2 protein-coding genes are annotated in these 923 nt (G+C 39.0%); both read right to left on the reverse strand.

Annotated elements, in window-relative coordinates; genetic code table 11:
* Positions 1–5: 5 nt before the first annotated feature.
* Entirely contained in the window at positions 6–572 is a 567-nt protein-coding gene (locus JMX83_RS14980) for an IS630 family transposase (protein ID WP_227675886.1), read from the reverse strand.
* Positions 499–849, reverse strand: a complete 351-nt coding sequence (locus JMX83_RS15300) for an IS630 transposase-related protein (RefSeq protein WP_102093161.1) — start codon at positions 847–849, stop codon at positions 499–501. Before JMX83_RS15300 ends, JMX83_RS14980 begins: the two co-directional genes overlap by 74 nt.
* Positions 850–923: the final 74 nt, after the last annotated feature.

The raw sequence follows: 923 nt of genomic DNA on the forward strand, positions 1-923 counted from the left end.
TATAGTTAAATCTTTATAAAATCGATACAGCCCATATCATGAAACAGTTTAGGTAGATTATTCTCCATCCACCCTTGGCGTAGAAATTTAGCCTGTGCCCACTTTTTCTCAATAGGGTTCAGATCAGGGCTGTACGGCGGCAGCCAAAGAATACGGTGGCCATGTCTGTTGAGTAGTTTTTGGATACGTCTGCTTTTATGAAACCGAGCGTTATCCATGACAATCACGCACTTGGTTTTAAGACTTGGAATAAGTGTGAACTTACACCAGTCATAAAATATATGGCTATTGATATTTGTCTCAAAGTAGTCAAGCGCAAACAGCATTTTTTCATAGAGAGCTCCGATGACATTCGTACGCTTCTTTGCTTGCCAGTTGTAGCTATCAATACAAGGTTTACCAATCGGTGCATAGCCATGAGAACGAATGGTTTCAGCCTCAAAGCCGCTTTCATCCATATACACAATGGGATAGCCTTGCTGCGTAAAGCTATCAAGCTTATTCTGGAATACCGCTCTTTTTATCGGACACGCTTTTGGATGTTCTAAGGTCTTTTTTTTGACTGATACCAAGACGCTTTAAAGCATTAAAGATGCCAGTCTTACTACAGTTCAAGCGACGAGCTCTTTCATAGTTATAATCATCTGGATATGTTTTTACGTCTTCAATCAATGCGTCATCAGGTATTTTAGTTGGTGCTTTATTTCTGGTTGTTTTAGGAGTTAGGTTCTGCTGCCAGCTGTGAATGGTGCTGGTGCTAAGTCCATAAAACAGCGCAGCTTCTCGTATGGTCATGCCATCAGCGATGCTAGAAAGTACCTGTTTGCGATAGTCTATTGAATAAGTCATTGTTTATTTCATTAATTAAGATTGTTATAAATATTGTATCGGTTTTATTTGGATTAGACTATATTAAGACTATA

Source organism: Psychrobacter piscatorii (assembly GCF_904846415.1).
Lineage (GTDB): Bacteria > Pseudomonadota > Gammaproteobacteria > Pseudomonadales > Moraxellaceae > Psychrobacter > Psychrobacter piscatorii.